Source organism: Pseudoalteromonas sp. APC 3694, assembly GCF_030407565.1.
Lineage (GTDB): Bacteria > Pseudomonadota > Gammaproteobacteria > Enterobacterales > Alteromonadaceae > Pseudoalteromonas > Pseudoalteromonas tetraodonis.
Genome location: NZ_JASDDE010000006.1, coordinates 105,012 through 121,764, shown reverse-complemented (window position 1 = coordinate 121,764; position 16,753 = coordinate 105,012). Strand labels below are relative to the sequence as shown.

Sequence of the window (16,753 nt, the reverse complement as noted above, 5' to 3'; positions counted from 1 at the left end):
CAAAAAAGTGATCGGCTTGAATGGTATTGAGCGATCGGCATCATGGTATTACGCAGCTTGGGCAAATAACCATGTTTGTTGTGTTAGGGCTTTTAATTAATCCCTCGTCGTTGGTTGATGTATGGTTAGAAGGGTTGTTAATTGCTCTGGCACTTATTTTTGTTGCTCGCCCACTAGCGGTAGCGCCAATTTTGAAATTATTTGGCTTTAATAATCGCGAAACTTTATTTGTATCTTGGGTGGGGCTAAGAGGCTCAGTGCCGATTATTTTAGCTATATTCCCACTGTTGTTTGGCCTTTCAGGGGCGGAGCTTATTTTTAATGTGGTTTTTTTCGTGGTGTTAATCTCGGCCACGTTGCAAGGCTCAACTATGCCTTGGATGGCTAAAAAGTTAAGTTTAATAGAGCCGCCACCCGATTTAGCAGCTGCAACGCTCGAAATTACCGCCTTAAATGATATTGATATAGAAATTGTAGAGTACACGTTAAGTGATGTTTCTCGCGTTTCTGGGCGCAGTTTGTCTCATGCTGCACTGCCAGAAAGTGTAGTTGTAGCCATGATCACACGAGGGCCTTCAATCATACCGCCACGCGGCTCAACAAAACTAAAACCAAACGATCATTTATTTGTTGTTTTAAAACCCGATAACAGACCTTTTGTTGATTTAGTTTTTACAGCAACCGATAAAACAAACCACCAAGACAGTCATTTAGCGCGCAACGAACTTAAAGTGAAAGGGGTTACGCTAGTAGGCGATATATTTTACTCATACCACATGAAAATAGACGCGCCAGAGGGTATAAGCTTGGAAGAGGTGATCAACCAAAAGCTCTCAGGAGAAATCAGTAAAGGCTCAATTGTGGTTATTGGTAATGTTCAACTACGCGTTATAACAATGGTGCATACACGTATAGTGACCATCGGCTTAAAATACTTACACAATCCAGAACAACGACTTTTAAAGCAGTAGTCATTAACGCTGATTTGTAAGATATTAGTGACGTAGGTTGGGTTGAGTGACACGAAACCCAACGTATCGCCAATATATTTCACCGCTTTAAAGCCAAGCATATACACTGTTTTGTAGGCGCTTAGCTTGCTAGCGCGTCGGGCGTTTACGGTAGTGTTTAAAATTATCCATAGTTTTCCTTTGGCTTATTCATACTTTATTCTGTTTTCCTTTATCTTACACAAATTAAACTTTTTAATCTTCTCGAACCCTTGGTATACCTATGCTAGAAAATAGATTCAGATGAATAAACTCAATGTAATCTAAACCCCACACTGCCTAACTCCAGTTCCCGCATGTTTAAGCGCAATAATCTGCCCTTTACCGTTATGCGCCATAGCGAGCATATCACCGGTATTTATATTACTTTCCACTGCGTGCCTTCCCTTTAAATCACTTAAGAGCGACTGCTTAATTTGTACCAGTACCTCGTCATTACAGCTGGCTATGTACCAGTCGTTATCAACCTTTACGAGCGTGCCGTATTCTATGTGGCGTTGTTGGTGTAAGCGCAAGCTATTAGCATGTTGAGTATCGAGTGCGTGTTTTTGCTCGGTAATGGCGCTTGTGTAACTGCCCGATGGGTTTATTTCGTGGGTTTTAATAATTGAATAGTCGTGAATGTCTATAGTTTTAAATGAGCTGTTAAGCACCGTTTTAGGTGCGTAGTTAATGCCCTCGTTACTATCAAACACAATAAATGCGAATACGCCCAGTGCGCAGGCAAGGCTGGTTAACTGTAGCGTAAAACTAAGCCTTGAAGGCTTTTTATGGCTGGCATTATTAAGTAACGCTTTTTGCTGAGAAGCGCTGAGTGTAGTGCGTGCTTTTCGCTCTTTGTAGTGTTGAGTGAGCTTTTGATCAAACTGCTCATCAGGCTTGTTCATTGTTTGCTCCTAATAAACGTTTAAGGTTTTGCTTGGCATAGCGCAGCCTTGTTTTTACGCTCTCATGGTTGCTTTGCGTTATAAGCTCTATGTCGGCAAGGCTAAAGCCTTCTTGTTGTAAGGTAATGGCTTCGCGTTGCACAAAGCTCAGTTGCTTGAGTGCGCTATCGAACGCTTGGAGATGTGTTTACACTGATAAGCTTATGACATTGTTCAAGAATCCGTTCCGAGATCATTTATAAACAAAAAGTGGTTAATATGTAATTATTATTGTTTTTAATTGTAAACAACGTTAATTGTTAGGTGTTTGTTATTGCTATTATTAGCTTAAAAATTATTGATATTTTCTCTAATTTTGTTGACTAACTTTTGAAACACTTCATTTAATTGAGGCTGAAAGTGAAGCGCTATTGAGCGTTCATTAGTTGTTGTTAGTGCATAGCGTAAGCGCTATGCACTTTTTTGCTCGTTTCCTAGATCTTTAAACAGCTCCCCTTGGGGATGTTCAAAAAACGCATCATTTATTTCTTCATCATCCACAACCAACATTTGATCTTGTGCGGTGGTTTCTTCAATACGCGGATCCATAGTGGCAGCAAGTGGTGAGTTAGTTACATCGGACGTACCGACCACATAATCACTGGGTTCAGGCTGTTCTACTTTTTGTTTAGAATTAATAAACGTGAGTAATAAATACATGGTTACGGTTAATAGCGAAATAGACGCATACAATGCTTGGTGACCAAAGTAGCTCATGATCTGTGCGTTAACTGTTGAGCCTATTGCTGCCCCAGCGCCAAAAGCAACCAATAATGCTGATGACACGCCTACGCGTTCTTCGTCTTCAACTCGCGAATTGGCCAGTGCCGAACAAAGCGGATATAAAGTAAAGGCAAACAAACCAAATATAAAGGTGAGTATGTAAGCAATTAACTGTGAGCTTGGTAATAAAAACAATGCCAAACTCACAATGCCTATAGCTATGGCATTAGTACGAATTAATAAACTGCGGCGAATACGGTCAGAAAGCATGCCCATTGGCCACTGGGCTAGCAGGCCGGCTAAAATAGTTAGCGACATGAAAATAGCAATTTCAGCGGCGTTAAAGCCTGATAACTTGGCAAAAATAGGTGCTAGACCATAAAAGCTACCATTAATAATGCCTGCAAAGTGCACCGCAGTAAGCGATTGTGGCACTTTTTTAGCGTAATCAAATAGGCTCATTTTTATGGGTTTTAAGGGTTTTGGGTGAATTCTACGGGTGATAGAAATAGGAATAATGCCGATTGCTAACGCCATGCACACTAAAAATAGCGGCGCATAACCTAGCTCAGGAAATTGTGCGAGCGCTAATTGCCCTAAAATCATGCCCAAGTATGAAGTGATCATATAAAACGAGAATACCCGACCTCGGGATTCGGGGGCTGACTGTTCATTCAGCCAGCTTTCTAGCACCATGTAATTACACATCATACCTAAGCCAACAAAAAGCCTAAGGCCTAACCATATATAAAGATTATCACTCACCCCGTGAGCAGCCACACAGGCAGTAACCGCCGCAGTACTTGCTGCAAAGGTTCTGATGTGACCCACCGATTTAATAAGATGATACCCAAGTTTTGAACCCAGTAATAAGCCAAGGTAATAACACGAGGTCATTAAGCCTATCCAAAACGTAGACGTGCCTTGTTTACCTAAATAAAGCGCTAAATAGGTAGTAAGTAAACCGGTACCAATAATTAAAAATAAATTGGCAAAGTACAGTGACGGAAATGATTTCATTAAAATGCAAATTATGAGCTAAGACAACTAGATACTAGAGCAAGCGAGAAGGTTTTCCAAGCTGTAAAAGGGAGTTTTATATGGCGCAACCCTATGCAGGCTTTAAATAGAGGTTAATGAATAAAATAATCATTTAATAATATTTCTATTTCACCGTTTTGCAGATATTCGGTAATTTTTTTGTTTATTTTTTCAAAGTCTTTTTTATAGCTTGGGTGGCAAATAATATTATCGTTAATGCTCACCGGTGAGTAGTTATTACTATAGGGTAGGTGGGGGTGTATATTTAACTCTTTATAGGCAAAGTTAATATCGGGGTAAAACGCTAATATTAAGTCTACTCGCCCGAGTAATAAAAGTTGTAAGCTTTCCATTTCGCTATTTACTTCAATTACTATTTTGGCTTTTTCTTTTATTTTATCTAACTCACGACTACTGGGTACCCCCCGAACAATGCTAATAATATCGCTGTTATTAATTTGGCCTACGTTTGAAATAATCCGTTCTGGGTTATTAGAAACCACTTTGATCAGTGCTTTGTTAAAAGGTGTGCTGTGTAAAATGTTTTTAGGTAAAGCCATTCCTTCTGAGCCATCAAAGGTGTCCTCACCTGGTGCATAGCAAGCAACAGTTTGTTTTAAAAACTCAAGCTTAGCGCGTTTCATTGGCATGACTTCAATTATGTATTGATCACTCAGTTTTGTATCTGCGAGTGCTTTGGTTAATAACGCATGATAAACCCCTTGGTGTTGATTATTAGCAGCGTGTTGAAACAGTCCACTTAATTTTCGGCAACAGCAATAATTTGTTTGGCAGCGGCCTTTTGATGCACACAAACCACCAATAAAAATAACCAAAAGTACGATGTAGATAAATACTTACCACTGAGCATGACTTTAAACTAATTTATTTTTTGTAGTTCTAATATAGTCTTTGAGGGCTGAAAATACGACTAGTGATTTAATTAACGTCTCAATTTATACCTATTTTACTGCAGAGTAAGCGCTACATAATAAAATAATACGACTAAGTGCCATGCTAGAATAGCGAGCGCATTGCGGGTATTATGCAATGAAGCAATCTTTAGCATTATTTACTCCACAAAGGAGAAAATTGATGGCAGCAGTAATATTTTTTGGAATTAAAAATGACCAGTGATAATCAAGCCGTAAATAAGCGTAAAAAAAATAATCCGCTTATCGAAATAGTATTTAATATCATCATCCCTTCAGTCATTTTAATGAAGTTTTCTGGCCCTGAATATTTAGGCAGTGTGGCTGGTTTAATTGTCGCGCTTATATTCCCTATTAGTTACGGTATTTATGATTTTATAAAAGCGGGCTCATTAAACTTCATCTCGCTTTTAGGCTTTTTAAGTACTTTGCTTACCGGTGGTATTGCCTTGTTTGAGCTAAACGTTGAGTGGTTAGCCATTAAAGAAGCAGCTATTCCGGCAATCATTGGTTTTACCGTGCTGATGTCGGGCTTTTTTGGTAAACCCCTGCTAGCCAAACTTTTATTAAACTCACTTTTATTTAAGCTAGATACTATTTACGATGCCTTAGATGCACGAGGCAATACACAAAGCTTTAAACAAAAATTCACCAATGCTAATTACCTCTTAGCGCTGACCTTTGTGTTTTCATCTACGATGAATTACATCCTTGCCAAATGGATTGTTACCAGCCCTGCAGGTTCCGTTGAATTTAACGAACAGCTTGGTGAAATGACATTACTGAGTTATCCGGTAATTGCTATTCCGTCTATGCTCATGCTCATTGGTATTTTTGTTTATGTAATTAAAGTACTAACTAAATTAACCGGTATAAAGTTTGAAGACATGGTTAATGCTGAATAGGGTTATACATAATCTATAATAAAAAGCCGTTGTTTAATAACGGCTTTTTTGTTGATGTTTACTTATAAGTATTTATTTGTAATCTGAGTACTTCGTTCTATGATAAGGAATAAGATTATAATTTGGTTGTAAAAAGGTCACTAAATCAGTGAGTTCAGAAACGGTCATGGTATCGTTAAATACCGTCATTTTAGATGCTCCATCGGGGGTTCTAGCATCAGCTCTGTAAGGCCTTGAAAAGCGGTGCGAAGGGTTAATAACCGATGTAACTAACTCAGCATAAGTGACTATTTTGGTTTTATTTCCGCCTAGTCTGATAGAAATATCCTCATGTTTTTTTATACTGTCATCTTCTACACCTGCAAGCGTATGGCATGCCAAACACTCATACTTAATAAAAACGGCTTTACCTTTTTCAGCATTTCCCTCTGGTAAGCTAAACCCCCTTGGAGAATCAACGCCTCTATCGCAGCCTGCAAGTGCAATTAAGCATAAAATTATTAATGTATATTTCATGGTAGCTCCTTTGTCTTTCATTGGTTTAGTGAGCGGCAATTGATAAACCATAGCCATAAACAACTTATGGCTAATTAGCTAAAACTAAAAGCGACCGCATTAGCGACTAAACTATGTATTTACTGTGCTGTATGATATTTGCATCTGGCTATTGTTTGTATTTTTAAGGCTTAGTAAGTAGCATGAAAAGGTAATAAGGCTACGCTTATTATCAAGTGTTGATTTATTAAAATGCTTGAACACTCTATTGTTTTTATAAAGAGTCATTCACAATAAATGACTCATCTAGTGTAGTAGAGGAAAAATAATAACCCTAATTATTACCTGCATTTATCTCTTCGGAGTTTTGCGATTGAAACATCGTAACCTCGTCTACATGTTGATTGACGCTGTTTTTTTGTAAGGCAATGTATAAGTCTGAATGAATATAAATACCGTCTTTACCTGAGGCGATACCAGCGGTTTTAAACCAAGAAAGTAGCTGGCGTTTTCTTCCCGCTAGCTCTAATCGAATACCTCGTTTTTTAAATATCACATCTAGGTCTGCGAGCATGGCCATAACGCTTAAATCAAGATGAGTGAAGCAGGGCACAGCATCAATAATGACACATTGCGTGTCGTCTTTTTGTCTTGCATATTGCTCTAACAAGCGGCGTTTAAAATAACTGGCATTAAAATAGGTTAAAGGAGAATTAAAACGATATATAAAAACCCCTTGTACTGCTTTGGCTTTATCTGTTTCGTCTAAGCTTCTTACTACGCCTTTTATATCCACACCTAAAATGGTGTCTGATGGGCGCATAACAGTTCGAATAAATTGAAATAACCCTAGTAATACAGCAAGGGTAATTCCTGGTATAACACCAATAAACAGCACAGCAAAAAGTGTGGCTGAGGCTAAGTAAAATGCCTGCTTATCTTTAAATTTTAATTGCCAGACTGCCTTTAAATCAAGCAGGTGAACAGAGGCAATTATTAATACAATCCCGAGTGCAGCACTGGGAATAAACTCAAGCGGCGCCGTTAAAAAAAGAGCGATAACGCCAATAATAGCGGCAGCTATAATCGAAACTAATTGGGTTTTTCCGCCAGAGTCGTCGTTTACGGCTGTGCGTGAGTCGGCACCACTAACGGCAAAGCCTTGTGATAATGCTGACGCTAAATTAGCGATGCCCAAGGCTCTAAATTCTTTATCGGCATCGATGTCGTAGCCATTCTTTGCTGCAAAGCTTCGCGCTGTTAGCATCATGCTGACAAAGCTAACTATGGCTAAGTTGAGTGCCGGTACAACAAGTTCTCGAATAATACCCACGTCAAATACTGGTGTGTTAAACACGGGCAAACCACCGGTTACTGTGCCTATGGTTTTTATTTCAAATTGCTCTAAATTAAACAACCAAACGAATACCGCACCTAGTGCAATGGCAAACATAGAGGCTGGCCATGTAGGTTTTAAGCGCTTTAACACAAAGTAAACGCCGAGGGTAAATAAAGCCATTAATAAGGTGGGAATATGAGTTTGCGATAAATACGTAGGGACGCCACCTAAACGCTCAAGCAAGTAGCGTTCATCAAAGGTAAAGCCAAATACTTTAGAAAACTGACCAACAATAATGGTAATAGCCACACCGTTTAGTAACCCCATTAAAATTGGTTTAGATAAAAAGTCGGCTAATACACCTAGCTTAAAGCGGCTGGCAATAAAGCACCAAAAACCGGTCATTGCGGTCATGGTGATCACTAATTGCCAATGTTTAAAGCTATCGCCTGCAGCAAGTGGAGTAACAACTGCAGCAATAACCGCACATGTTGCGGCATCAGGGCCAATAATAAGCTGTTTAGAGGTACCAAAAAGTGCATAAAGCATCATAGGTAATACGCAAGAATACAGGCCAACTGCAGCATTAACGCCTGTAAGTTGCGCATAAGCTATAGCAACAGGTAAAGCAACGGCTGCAACCGATAATGCCGCCCTCACATCATCAGCAAACCATTGACGTTGATAATTAAATAAGGTGTGTAAACCTGGCATAAAGCTATATAAACGCGACAACACTTCAAATTCCCTGCTAATAATTAGGAGTCGATAGTAAGTTCTCTTTAATAATAAGTATAGTAACTAAACGTGTTAGATGCGCTAAATAGGGGGGGCTAGTGTATTAATAAGAGGAATATAGTTTAAAAACAAAAAAGCCCAGCAAGTTACTGGGCTTTGTAAGTCAAATGACTGCTTTAAAAATTAGCTATTCAATTGACCAGTTGATGATTCTATGTGGGCGCGAACAAACCACTGATATTGCTCAAGCTCCGCAAGTTGCGCAATGATCATATCTTCAGATACCGGATCAAGCTCAGCAAGTGATTCTATGGCTTTACGGTGATCACCGTTAACGCCGTTATATACTTTGTCTAATGCGGCTAAGTGTTCAGTTACTAAGCCTTTACCTATGGCGTAATCTTCCCATGTACGACGCTCAACAATCGATTTTGGTGTGCCAACTGGGACGCCGCCTAAAGTGGCAATACGTTCTGCTATGGTGTCGGTCATTTCACGGACGGTTTCTACTTGTGGGTCTAGCATTTCATGTACGCCAATAAAGTTTGGACCTACTACATTCCAATGAATATGTTTTAAAGTTAGCTGTAAATCAATTAGCGCTACCATGCGATTTTCTAGTACAGATATTGCTTTATTTGCTGATTCGTTTTTTACACCGGGAGCGGTAAATTCAGCGACTTTATTTGCATTATTACTGTTACTCATGATTCCTCCTACTATTTCAAAAATAGTGCTCGCTTTACTCTAGTGAGTATTTAAATTGCGATAACGAACACCTCTTGTATTTATAGAAGCAATCGTCATGCCGATAGTGATATAGTTTTAACTAACTGAAAAATAGCAGTTTAATTTTTATTTATAGTACTTGATAAAGCAGTAAGATTAAGTGCATATGAAAAATATGCACTTTTTTGTAAATTCTGCAAAACAGCAGTACTTTAAAGTGTTAGCGAATAGCGTGCCCTTTAGAGTGGTTATAATGAAGGTATTATCATTGTTGATTAATGTCCTGTTACATATACTCAACTTAAAGATCCATTAAAGGAGAAGTGTATGTTGAGATTTTTTTCCATCGAGCAAGGAGTGATCAAAGAGTTAGAGCCTTTACCTGATACCCCTGTTGAAGTATCCATAAAGAATGCACATTGGATTGATACTATTAATCCAACCCCGCAGGAGCAAAATGCGCTTGCAAAAACGCTCAATATAACTTTTCCAGATTCGGTAGATGTAGAAGAGATTGAAACGTCGTCAAGGTGCTTTATCGATAGCGAAGGTTTGCATGTGCATGCATTGTTTATGTCACCTAATGAAGGGCGATTTAATACTGTAACGGTAGCTTGTTTGTTGCAAAACAATTGCTTACTTACTATTCGCGATGAAGAACTGGCTGACTTTAGACTATTGCGCTTAAGAGCGCGCAAAGGTCAGGTGGCATGCGATACAGCAAAACAATTATTAATCACCTTATTTGATCAAAAAGTTGAAAACCACGCGGATATGCTCGAAGACATGCATCATCAATTAGAGAGGCTCAGTGCTTATGTACTTGAAGAAGATAACTCAGACTTAGAAGAGGCGGTTGGTCGTATAGCTCGCTTAGAAGATGCTAATGGTAAGGTGCGTTTATGTTTAATGGATACGCGACGCAATATTTCGTTTTTAATACGCCGTATAGGCGCGCAAAATGACGAGCGCGAATCTCTTAGAGAAATTGTACTCGATATAGAAACCTTAATGTCACACTGTACCTTTTTATTCGACAAGGTGAACTTTTTGATGGATTCAACGCAGGGCTTTATTAATATTGAACAAAATCAAATTATCAAAACTTTCTCTATTGCTTCAGTGGTTTTCTTACCGCCTACAGTAGTGGCTAGTGTGTATGGTATGAATTTTAATATAATGCCAGAGTTACATTGGGAATGGGGTTATCCATTTGCAATTGGCATTATGTTGCTGTCGGGCTTCGCCCCTTATTTATTTTTTAAACATAAAGGGTGGTTGTAATACTTTAATGTTGCAAGCTGAGCGCCAAATCATTACCCGGTATATTGATGTGCTTTTAATACTTCAAGGGGAATAATGTCGAGCGCTTTTTGGTTTGTCGCTTCAAGTACAACAGGAGGAGCAACATTCGCAGCAATGGCATGATACCAACGAATCGCACATAAGCACCACTTATCGCCAGCTTTTAAACCAGCAAAATCATACAAAGGGTTAGGGCTAATTAAATCGTTGCCTTGCGCCTTGGAAAACTGCAAAAATTCGTCGGTCATAATGGCGCATACACTATGATTGCCAAAGTCTGATCTGGCACATAGCAAAACCCTTCGCGAGTATAGCCGCCATTGCCACAACATAGCTGTAGGCGAGTTCCTAATACATTTAATTGATTAGCCATATGACAAATTACCTTTTAGTAATAACTGCTGAAAGTAGAGCTGCTTACCATAACAGGCTGTTAGTGGCTTAGCTATATACGAAGAGGCTTCTGGGTAGGCATTTGTTTATAAAAATAGCTGCGCTTTGGGTAAATTCAAAACGCAGGTTTTTTATTGTGCTATTAAGTTAAGATAATAGCGCCGCAGCTAAGCGCACAAAATCAGAAGAGGTTAAAATACCCACCAATTGACCTTGCTCGCTAACCACAGGCATACAGCCATGGCGATTATCTACAAAAAATTTAACGACATCTGATAGCGGCTGCTCTGGCGTTACACTGATAAAATCACTCACCATAATATCTTCTACTTTTGTGAGTTTTTCTTTGCGTTGTAATGCATTAGCACCAAACGTTGCCATGATCCCCATGACTTTGGCGACCATAATTTTTTGCGTTAGCATGCCAACAAATGCGCCATCTTCGTCGATGACGGGAATGTGACGAACATTTTTTTCTTTCATTAAATTATGTGCGTCGTGCAAAGTACTTTTTATATTCACTGAGAATGGGTTAGGTGTCATTAAGTCTGCAACATTTTGACTCATGTTTATTCCTTTATAAAGCGTGTGGTATATCACATTATATTAGCGCGCTTTTTAAGCTTTGCACCTTATTGAGATCAAGGTTTTTGCAGATTTAATTCACAGGAGGGAAACAGGTATTACTTAATAAAACGCCCTAAAGCGTTTTATTAAGTGATAAAAAATGGCTATGGGTGAATGTTATTCGTAACCACGTTCTTTTTTAGTTTTAATAACCGCAATGTAACCGTGCCAACTAGCGTAACTAAGTAGTGGCATAATAATAATGAATCCAGCGGCACCCGCAGCAAAGCCTAGTGCCACAAGTACAAATATACAAATAGACCACACCAGCATGGCTGCAAAGTTTTCTTTAACTGCATGGATTGAAGAAACCACGGCAGTCATTATATCAACGCGTCTTTCCATCATAATTTGCGGGGTAAATGCCGAAATTGAAAACACGCTAACCAGTAAAATACCGCCAATAATACTGCCTATGGTTAAAAACGCCGAAAGCTCTTCAAATGTTGGGTTTGCATGGCTTGGGTACAATGCATGAATAATTGCGGCTAAGCGCATCCAAATAATCATAATTACCATAAGTAACACGGCAAAACCCCACTCACCTACAGGGTTACGAAACATCGATTTTAATGAATGGCTTAAAGTAGGTTTATGGCCTTTCTCAAGCTCCCAAGCCACATCGTACAAACCAACCGCAAACACAGGACCTATTAAAGCAAATGCAACCGTGGCTGGCAGTATGGCAAGGTGGCTGTCGGTAAGTACAACAGAGTAAACAATCGCTACGGGAATAAGTGTGAAGATTAAACCGTAAATTAAGCTCAGCATGGGCGCGCGCGCCATATCCTTAAACGCTAACGAAAGCCAATGAAAAGCGGCAAATGTATTTACTTTGTTGCACTCTAAACAACGTGCGAATTTGGTGTCTTTGTCTATTGTGTTTGTAGTTGGCATAAAGATGCTCCTTTTTTAGTCACCTTTTAGTTTTAGAACATAGATGTTTTATTTACAACTCATAAACAACTTATACGCAAGATTTAGTTGTGTTGTTCATTTGTTAATCATTTTTATTGCGTGTTAGCGATTAGGTATATTTTTGAGCACGTACTTAAAAAAGTGGGTTCGTATTTCTTTTATACAATGGTAATCTAAACGCTGTAGCTAATTTTAAGAGACCGTAATGAAGGAAAATAAGCAACAATATCAAGGAGCTTTACTGAGCAGTAAACGGTTTTTACCTCTGTTTGTGACACAGTTTTTCTCCGCTTTAAATGACAATGTTTACAAGCAATCAATCCTCCTTATTTTAATTTTTCAGGCTGCTACGGTAGCCGATGGTGCTTTTTATTCTAACGTGGCTGCGGGATTATTTATTTTGCCATTCTTTTTATTTTCGGGCATGGCTGGTCAAATTGCAGAAAAGTTGGAAAAATCAAAGTTGATCAGCATCGTAAAGTTTTGCGAAATTCCAATAATGCTGGTGGGCGTGGTATCTATTTTAACCGAGCAGGTATGGTTAATGTTGGGTACTGTGTTTTTAATGGGTTTACAAAGCACTTTTTTTGGGCCACTTAAATACTCTATTTTACCGCAACATGTGGCTCCTCATGAATTAACCAAAGCTAATGGGTTAGTTGAATCTGGCACCTTTGTGGCTATTTTATTGGGCACCGTATTTGGCACTTATTATATAACCCAAGCTGCAGGCCCTGTTTATATCAGTATCGCGATAGTGATCTTGGCGGTTATTGGTTATTTGAGTAGTCGTTTTATACCAAAAAGTGCTGCGAATGATGCTAATTTAAAGGTATCGCTTAATCCTATTTCCTCGACCAAAAGTGTATTTAATGTGCTTAACGCACAAACCGAGTCAGTGGGTAAATCAGTATTGGGGATCAGCTGGTTTTGGCTGATTGGTGCAGTGATATTAACCGCACTCCCTAACTATGTAAAACATGTAATGGGAGGCGATGAGCTGGTGGTTACCTCAGCTTTAGTGGTGTTTTCGTTGAGTATTGCATTGGGGTCTTTACTTTGTGAGAAGCTATCGCGCTCACGTATTGAGTTAGGCATTGTGCCTTTTGGGGCGCTTTTAATTAGCTTGTTTTTATATTTATTAAGCCAAGAGCCAAGCATTGAGTTTTATCGCCAAACTAATGAATCGCTGCTTACCCTTGAACAAGTGATTAATACCGGCGATATGCTCTGGCACTTTATTTGGATGGCTGGTATTGGTATAGCGGCGGGTTTTTATACGGTGCCACTGTATGCACTTATTCAGCAGCGTACTCACCCAGATAGCCGTTCACGAGTGATTGCTGCCAATAATGTACTAAACGCCTTATTTATGGTGGGCAGCGCTGTTTTAAGTATTGTTACCCTAACGCTTTTACACTGGGAGATTTCACAATTACTGTTGTTATTAGCAGGGCTTAATTTACTGATATCGCTGTACATATATAGCAAAGTGCCTGAGTTTTTCTTACGTTTTATTATTTATATTTTAGCGATTTGCATGTATCGAGTACGCACTAAGGGAACGCTTAATATGCCCGATGATGGGGTTGCCGTGGTGGTGAGTAACCATGTTAGCTTTGTTGATTGGATGTTTATTTTAGCCGCGTCACCTAGGCCAATTCGGTTTGTCGTGTTTGCCCCTATTTATTATTCACCAGCACTTAATTGGTTGTTTAAAATGGCCAAAGCCATTCCAATTGATAGCGAAAAAGCAAATCCTAAGGCGTTTAATAAAGCCTTTGACGATATCGCTCAGGCACTAGAGCGTGGAGAGCTGGTGGGAATTTTTCCTGAAGGCAAGCTCAGTGGAGATGGCGAGGTTGATGTATTTCGCCGTGGCATTGAAAAAATAATTCAGCGCACACCGGTGCCTGTTATTCCTGTTCATTTAGATGGACTATGGGGCAGCATGTTTAGTCGAAAAACAAAGTGGCGATTGCCTAGACCAAAGTGGTCGTTGGTCAGTGTGACCATTGGTGAAATAGTGGCTGCACAGAAGGTTAATGCCGATGATTTGCGCGAGCGAGTGATTGCTTTAAAGTAGCTTAATAAAAAAGCGCTGCAATTAATTGCAGCGCTATGGTTGTATTACTTAATGGTAATTAACGGTCTAAGTTCATTACTTTAGTCCATGCCGCAACAAAGTCTTCTACAAACTTTTGCTTTGATGTATCAAAGGCATATACTTCGGCAACTGCACGCAATTCTGAATTTGAACCAAAAATCAGATCAACTGAAGTGGCTGTGTACTTTTGCTCACCTGATTGACGATCAAAGCCTTGATAAATACCCGCATCTGATGACTTTTTCCAAACCGTCGACATATCTAATAAATTAACAAAGAAGTCGTTATTTAGAGTGCCTGGCTTGTCAGTAAATACGCCGTAGTCAGTGCCTTTGTAGTTTGCATCAAGCGAACGTAAGCCGCCTACTAACACGGTCATTTCTGGCACGGTTAGGTCAAGCTGATCGGCTTTATCTATTAGCATTTCAGTTGGCGATTTATAGCTTTTTTCTGCATCAAAGTAGTTTCTAAAGCCATCGGCAGTCAGCTCTAATAAACTAAATGCATTAACGTCAGTTTGCGCTTGCGTAGCATCGCCACGGCCAGCATTAAACGGTACATCTACTGTGTAACCTGCATCTTTGGCTGCTTTTTCAATCGCTACATTACCACCAAGCACAATTAAATCAGCAAGCGATACATGGCTTTTGCTAAATAAGCTGTCGTTAAAGTCAGCTTGAATCGCTTTTAATACGTTAAGTACTTTTGCGGTTTCTGCTGGATTATTTACTGCCCAATCCTTTTGTGGTGCTAGCGCAATACGTGCGCCGTTGGCACCGCCGCGCATATCTGAATCACGGTAGCTAGCAGCCGATGCCCAGGCTACACGTACTAACTCAGGTACACTTAAGTTTGAGTCTAAAATAGCGGCTTTAAGCTCTTTTACTGCACCAGCATCAATGTTTGATTGAGTTTCTGCTGAAATAGGGTCTTGCCAAATTAAGTCGTCTTTTGGTACTTCTTTACCTAAAAAGTTACCTGGTGGTCCCATATCTCTGTGAGTTAATTTGTACCATGCTTTAGCAAATGCAAGTTGATACTCTTTAGGGTCATTTAAAAAGCGTTCTGCAATTTTGCGATACTCTGGGTCAAATTTTAACGCTAAGTCGGCCGTGGTCATCACTGGTGCGTTAAACTTACCTTTAATATGAGCGTCAGGTACAGCGTTGTGTAACGATTCATCCGTTGGGATCCACTGAATGGCACCTGCAGGGCTGCGAGTTTGTTTCCACTCAAAGTTAAGCAGGTTGCTCAAGTACAGTGATGACCAGCGAGTAGGAGCTTGTGTCCATGCGCCTTCTAAACCACTAGATACGGTATCTTCAGAGTGGCCTTTACCACATTTGTTTTTCCAGCCTAAACCTTGCTCTTCAATACCGGCTGCAGCAGGCTCTGCACCCACACAATCTTTAGGTTTGTGCGCACCATGCATTTTACCAAAGGTGTGACCACCGGCGATAAGTGCTAGGGTTTCTTCATCGTTCATCGCCATGCGAGAAAACGCAACGCGAATGTTCTTAGCTGACCCAATTGGATCAGGAACCCCTTTAGGGCCTTCAGGATTTACGTAAATTAAACCCATGTGCGTTGCACCTAATGGGCGTTCTAATTTGCCGCTAGCATCTTCACGGTCGCTGGCAAGCATTTCTACTTCTGGACCCCAGTAAACCATGTCTGGTTCCCAGTCGTCAGTTCGCCCGCCGGCAAAACCATAGGTTTCAAATCCCATGTTTTCTAGAGCAACGTTACCTGCTAATACGATTAAGTCTGACCATGAAAGTGCTTCTCCGTATTTTTGTTTAATTGGCCAAAGTAAACGGCGTGCTTTATCCAAGCTTACGTTATCTGGCCAGCTGTTAAGCGGTTCAAAACGTTGTTGACCACCGCCTGCGCCACCACGGCCATCAAGCGTACGGTAGGTGCCTGCGCTGTGCCATGTCATACGAATAAAAAATGGGCCATAGTTACCAAAGTCCGCTGGCCACCAGTCTTGAGATTGCGTAAGTAGGGCGTCAATATCACTTTTTACTGTGTCTAAATCTAGGCTGTTAAATGCCTCTGCATAATTAAAGTCTGCACCATAAGGGTTTGAACGTAGATCATGATCACGAAGAGGAGATAGGTTTAGTTGATTTGGCCACCAAAATTGGTTTGTTCTGGTTGCGCCCATTTTAGCCTCACCCATGCCAACAGCACCTTGTGGCTTAGACATTTGTGGTTTTTCTTGGCTAAAAGCAGAGCCAGACATAAGTGCCATACTTATAAATCCAACAAGTGCTTTTTTAGTAAATGATCGGTTGTTCATTGTCAGCTTCCTTAAAGTTAACGAATTTCGTTATATACAAAGCGTATTACTATTATTAAAAATAGAATCTAATAATTTAAAAATTAGTGAGCTTTTACTCCATTCAAGTTGTTGTTTACCAAGCTTGAATGACTAAGCAGTGCGAATAGTATAGTAGAGGGGCTAAAAACCGTGTGCGAAATAAACCGATTGATACAATCTATAAAAATGATTTATTAAAGTTAAATGATTAAATAAACAAATCACTAAAGAGCTTTGAA

Annotated in this window: 12 protein-coding genes and 3 pseudogenes; 4 read left to right on the top strand and 11 right to left on the bottom strand. The window is 39.8% G+C overall.

Annotation, left to right across the window (positions count from 1 at the left end; genetic code table 11):
- Positions 1–56: 56 nt before the first annotated feature.
- Positions 57–971 (top strand): annotated as a pseudogene (locus tag QMA00_RS04095) (cation:proton antiporter); the annotation flags it as partial.
- Between the two features lie 302 nt (positions 972–1,273).
- On the opposite strand, the gene QMA00_RS04090 reads toward QMA00_RS04095, so the two are convergent.
- From QMA00_RS04090 to QMA00_RS04075, 4 genes and pseudogenes are all read right to left on the bottom strand, one after another.
- Positions 1,274–1,897 carry a hypothetical protein gene (locus QMA00_RS04090; protein ID WP_076920747.1) on the bottom strand — a complete coding sequence of 208 codons (624 nt, stop codon included), beginning with the start codon at positions 1,895–1,897 and terminating at the stop codon, positions 1,274–1,276.
- Positions 1,884–2,075, bottom strand: a pseudogene (locus QMA00_RS04085) (sigma factor-like helix-turn-helix DNA-binding protein); the annotation flags it as partial. The pseudogene QMA00_RS04085 and the gene QMA00_RS04090, both read right to left, overlap by 14 nt.
- 272 nt (positions 2,076–2,347) lie before the next feature.
- The gene (locus tag QMA00_RS04080) at positions 2,348–3,679 is read right to left on the bottom strand and encodes an MFS transporter (protein ID WP_013465793.1); all 1,332 of its coding nucleotides are present in this window, start codon (positions 3,677–3,679) and stop codon (positions 2,348–2,350) included.
- 113 nt (positions 3,680–3,792) lie between these two features.
- On the bottom strand, positions 3,793–4,536 hold the full coding sequence (locus QMA00_RS04075; protein ID WP_254843609.1) for a transporter substrate-binding domain-containing protein: 744 nt from the start codon (positions 4,534–4,536) through the stop codon (positions 3,793–3,795).
- 290 nt (positions 4,537–4,826) lie between these two features.
- Here QMA00_RS04075 and QMA00_RS04070 point away from each other — a divergent pair, with 290 nt between their 5' ends.
- Positions 4,827–5,537 carry a VC0807 family protein gene (locus QMA00_RS04070; RefSeq protein ID WP_076920746.1) on the top strand — a complete coding sequence of 237 codons (711 nt, stop codon included), beginning with the start codon at positions 4,827–4,829 and terminating at the stop codon, positions 5,535–5,537.
- A 72-nt stretch (positions 5,538–5,609) separates the two neighbouring features.
- Here the strand turns inward: QMA00_RS04070 and QMA00_RS04065 are convergent, their stop codons facing one another.
- The 3 genes from QMA00_RS04065 to dps all read right to left on the bottom strand — a co-directional run bounded on the left by QMA00_RS04065 (position 5,610) and on the right by dps (position 8,817).
- Positions 5,610–6,053, bottom strand: coding sequence for a c-type cytochrome (locus QMA00_RS04065; protein WP_076920758.1), 444 nt, complete (start codon positions 6,051–6,053; stop codon positions 5,610–5,612).
- Between the two features lie 313 nt (positions 6,054–6,366).
- A complete protein-coding gene (locus tag QMA00_RS04060) occupies positions 6,367–8,109 on the bottom strand; it encodes a SulP family inorganic anion transporter (protein WP_076920745.1) in 1,743 nt (580 codons plus the stop codon).
- A 183-nt stretch (positions 8,110–8,292) separates the two neighbouring features.
- Positions 8,293–8,817: a DNA starvation/stationary phase protection protein Dps gene (gene dps, locus QMA00_RS04055; protein WP_013465787.1), complete on the bottom strand. Its 525-nt coding sequence runs from the start codon at positions 8,815–8,817 to the stop codon at positions 8,293–8,295.
- Between the two features lie 348 nt (positions 8,818–9,165).
- Here dps and corA point away from each other — a divergent pair, with 348 nt between their 5' ends.
- Positions 9,166–10,122 (top strand): magnesium/cobalt transporter CorA, encoded by a 957-nt coding sequence (corA, locus tag QMA00_RS04050; protein ID WP_076920744.1) that lies wholly within the window; start codon positions 9,166–9,168, stop codon positions 10,120–10,122.
- A 32-nt stretch (positions 10,123–10,154) separates the two neighbouring features.
- On the opposite strand, the pseudogene QMA00_RS04045 reads toward corA, so the two are convergent.
- The 3 genes and pseudogenes from QMA00_RS04045 to QMA00_RS04035 all read right to left on the bottom strand — a co-directional run bounded on the left by QMA00_RS04045 (position 10,155) and on the right by QMA00_RS04035 (position 12,060).
- A pseudogene (locus QMA00_RS04045) lies at positions 10,155–10,516 on the bottom strand (DUF2237 domain-containing protein).
- A 167-nt stretch (positions 10,517–10,683) separates the two neighbouring features.
- Positions 10,684–11,103: a CBS domain-containing protein gene (locus tag QMA00_RS04040; protein WP_033104433.1), complete on the bottom strand. Its 420-nt coding sequence runs from the start codon at positions 11,101–11,103 to the stop codon at positions 10,684–10,686.
- 177 nt (positions 11,104–11,280) lie between these two features.
- Complete coding sequence (locus tag QMA00_RS04035; protein WP_076920743.1) at positions 11,281–12,060, bottom strand: DUF2189 domain-containing protein; 780 nt, start codon at positions 12,058–12,060, stop codon at positions 11,281–11,283.
- Positions 12,061–12,286: 226 nt separating this feature from the next.
- Here QMA00_RS04035 and QMA00_RS04030 point away from each other — a divergent pair, with 226 nt between their 5' ends.
- Positions 12,287–14,167 carry an MFS transporter gene (locus tag QMA00_RS04030; protein ID WP_076920742.1) on the top strand — a complete coding sequence of 627 codons (1,881 nt, stop codon included), beginning with the start codon at positions 12,287–12,289 and terminating at the stop codon, positions 14,165–14,167.
- A 58-nt stretch (positions 14,168–14,225) separates the two neighbouring features.
- Here the strand turns inward: QMA00_RS04030 and katG are convergent, their stop codons facing one another.
- Positions 14,226–16,493: a catalase/peroxidase HPI gene (katG, locus tag QMA00_RS04025; protein WP_076920741.1), complete on the bottom strand. Its 2,268-nt coding sequence runs from the start codon at positions 16,491–16,493 to the stop codon at positions 14,226–14,228.
- Positions 16,494–16,753: the final 260 nt, after the last annotated feature.

Coding starts and splice junctions, on each gene's coding strand:
- QMA00_RS04090 (WP_076920747.1), bottom strand. CDS start 1,897: ATGAACAAGCCTGATGAGCAGTTTGATCAAAAGCTCACTCAACACTAC.
- QMA00_RS04080 (WP_013465793.1), bottom strand. CDS start 3,679: ATGAAATCATTTCCGTCACTGTACTTTGCCAATTTATTTTTAATTATT.
- QMA00_RS04070 (WP_076920746.1), top strand. CDS start 4,827: ATGACCAGTGATAATCAAGCCGTAAATAAGCGTAAAAAAAATAATCCG.
- QMA00_RS04065 (WP_076920758.1), bottom strand. CDS start 6,053: ATGAAATATACATTAATAATTTTATGCTTAATTGCACTTGCAGGCTGC.
- dps (WP_013465787.1), bottom strand. CDS start 8,817: ATGAGTAACAGTAATAATGCAAATAAAGTCGCTGAATTTACCGCTCCC.
- corA (WP_076920744.1), top strand. CDS start 9,166: ATGTTGAGATTTTTTTCCATCGAGCAAGGAGTGATCAAAGAGTTAGAG.
- QMA00_RS04040 (WP_033104433.1), bottom strand. CDS start 11,103: ATGAGTCAAAATGTTGCAGACTTAATGACACCTAACCCATTCTCAGTG.
- QMA00_RS04035 (WP_076920743.1), bottom strand. CDS start 12,060: ATGCCAACTACAAACACAATAGACAAAGACACCAAATTCGCACGTTGT.
- QMA00_RS04030 (WP_076920742.1), top strand. CDS start 12,287: ATGAAGGAAAATAAGCAACAATATCAAGGAGCTTTACTGAGCAGTAAA.
- katG (WP_076920741.1), bottom strand. CDS start 16,493: ATGAACAACCGATCATTTACTAAAAAAGCACTTGTTGGATTTATAAGT.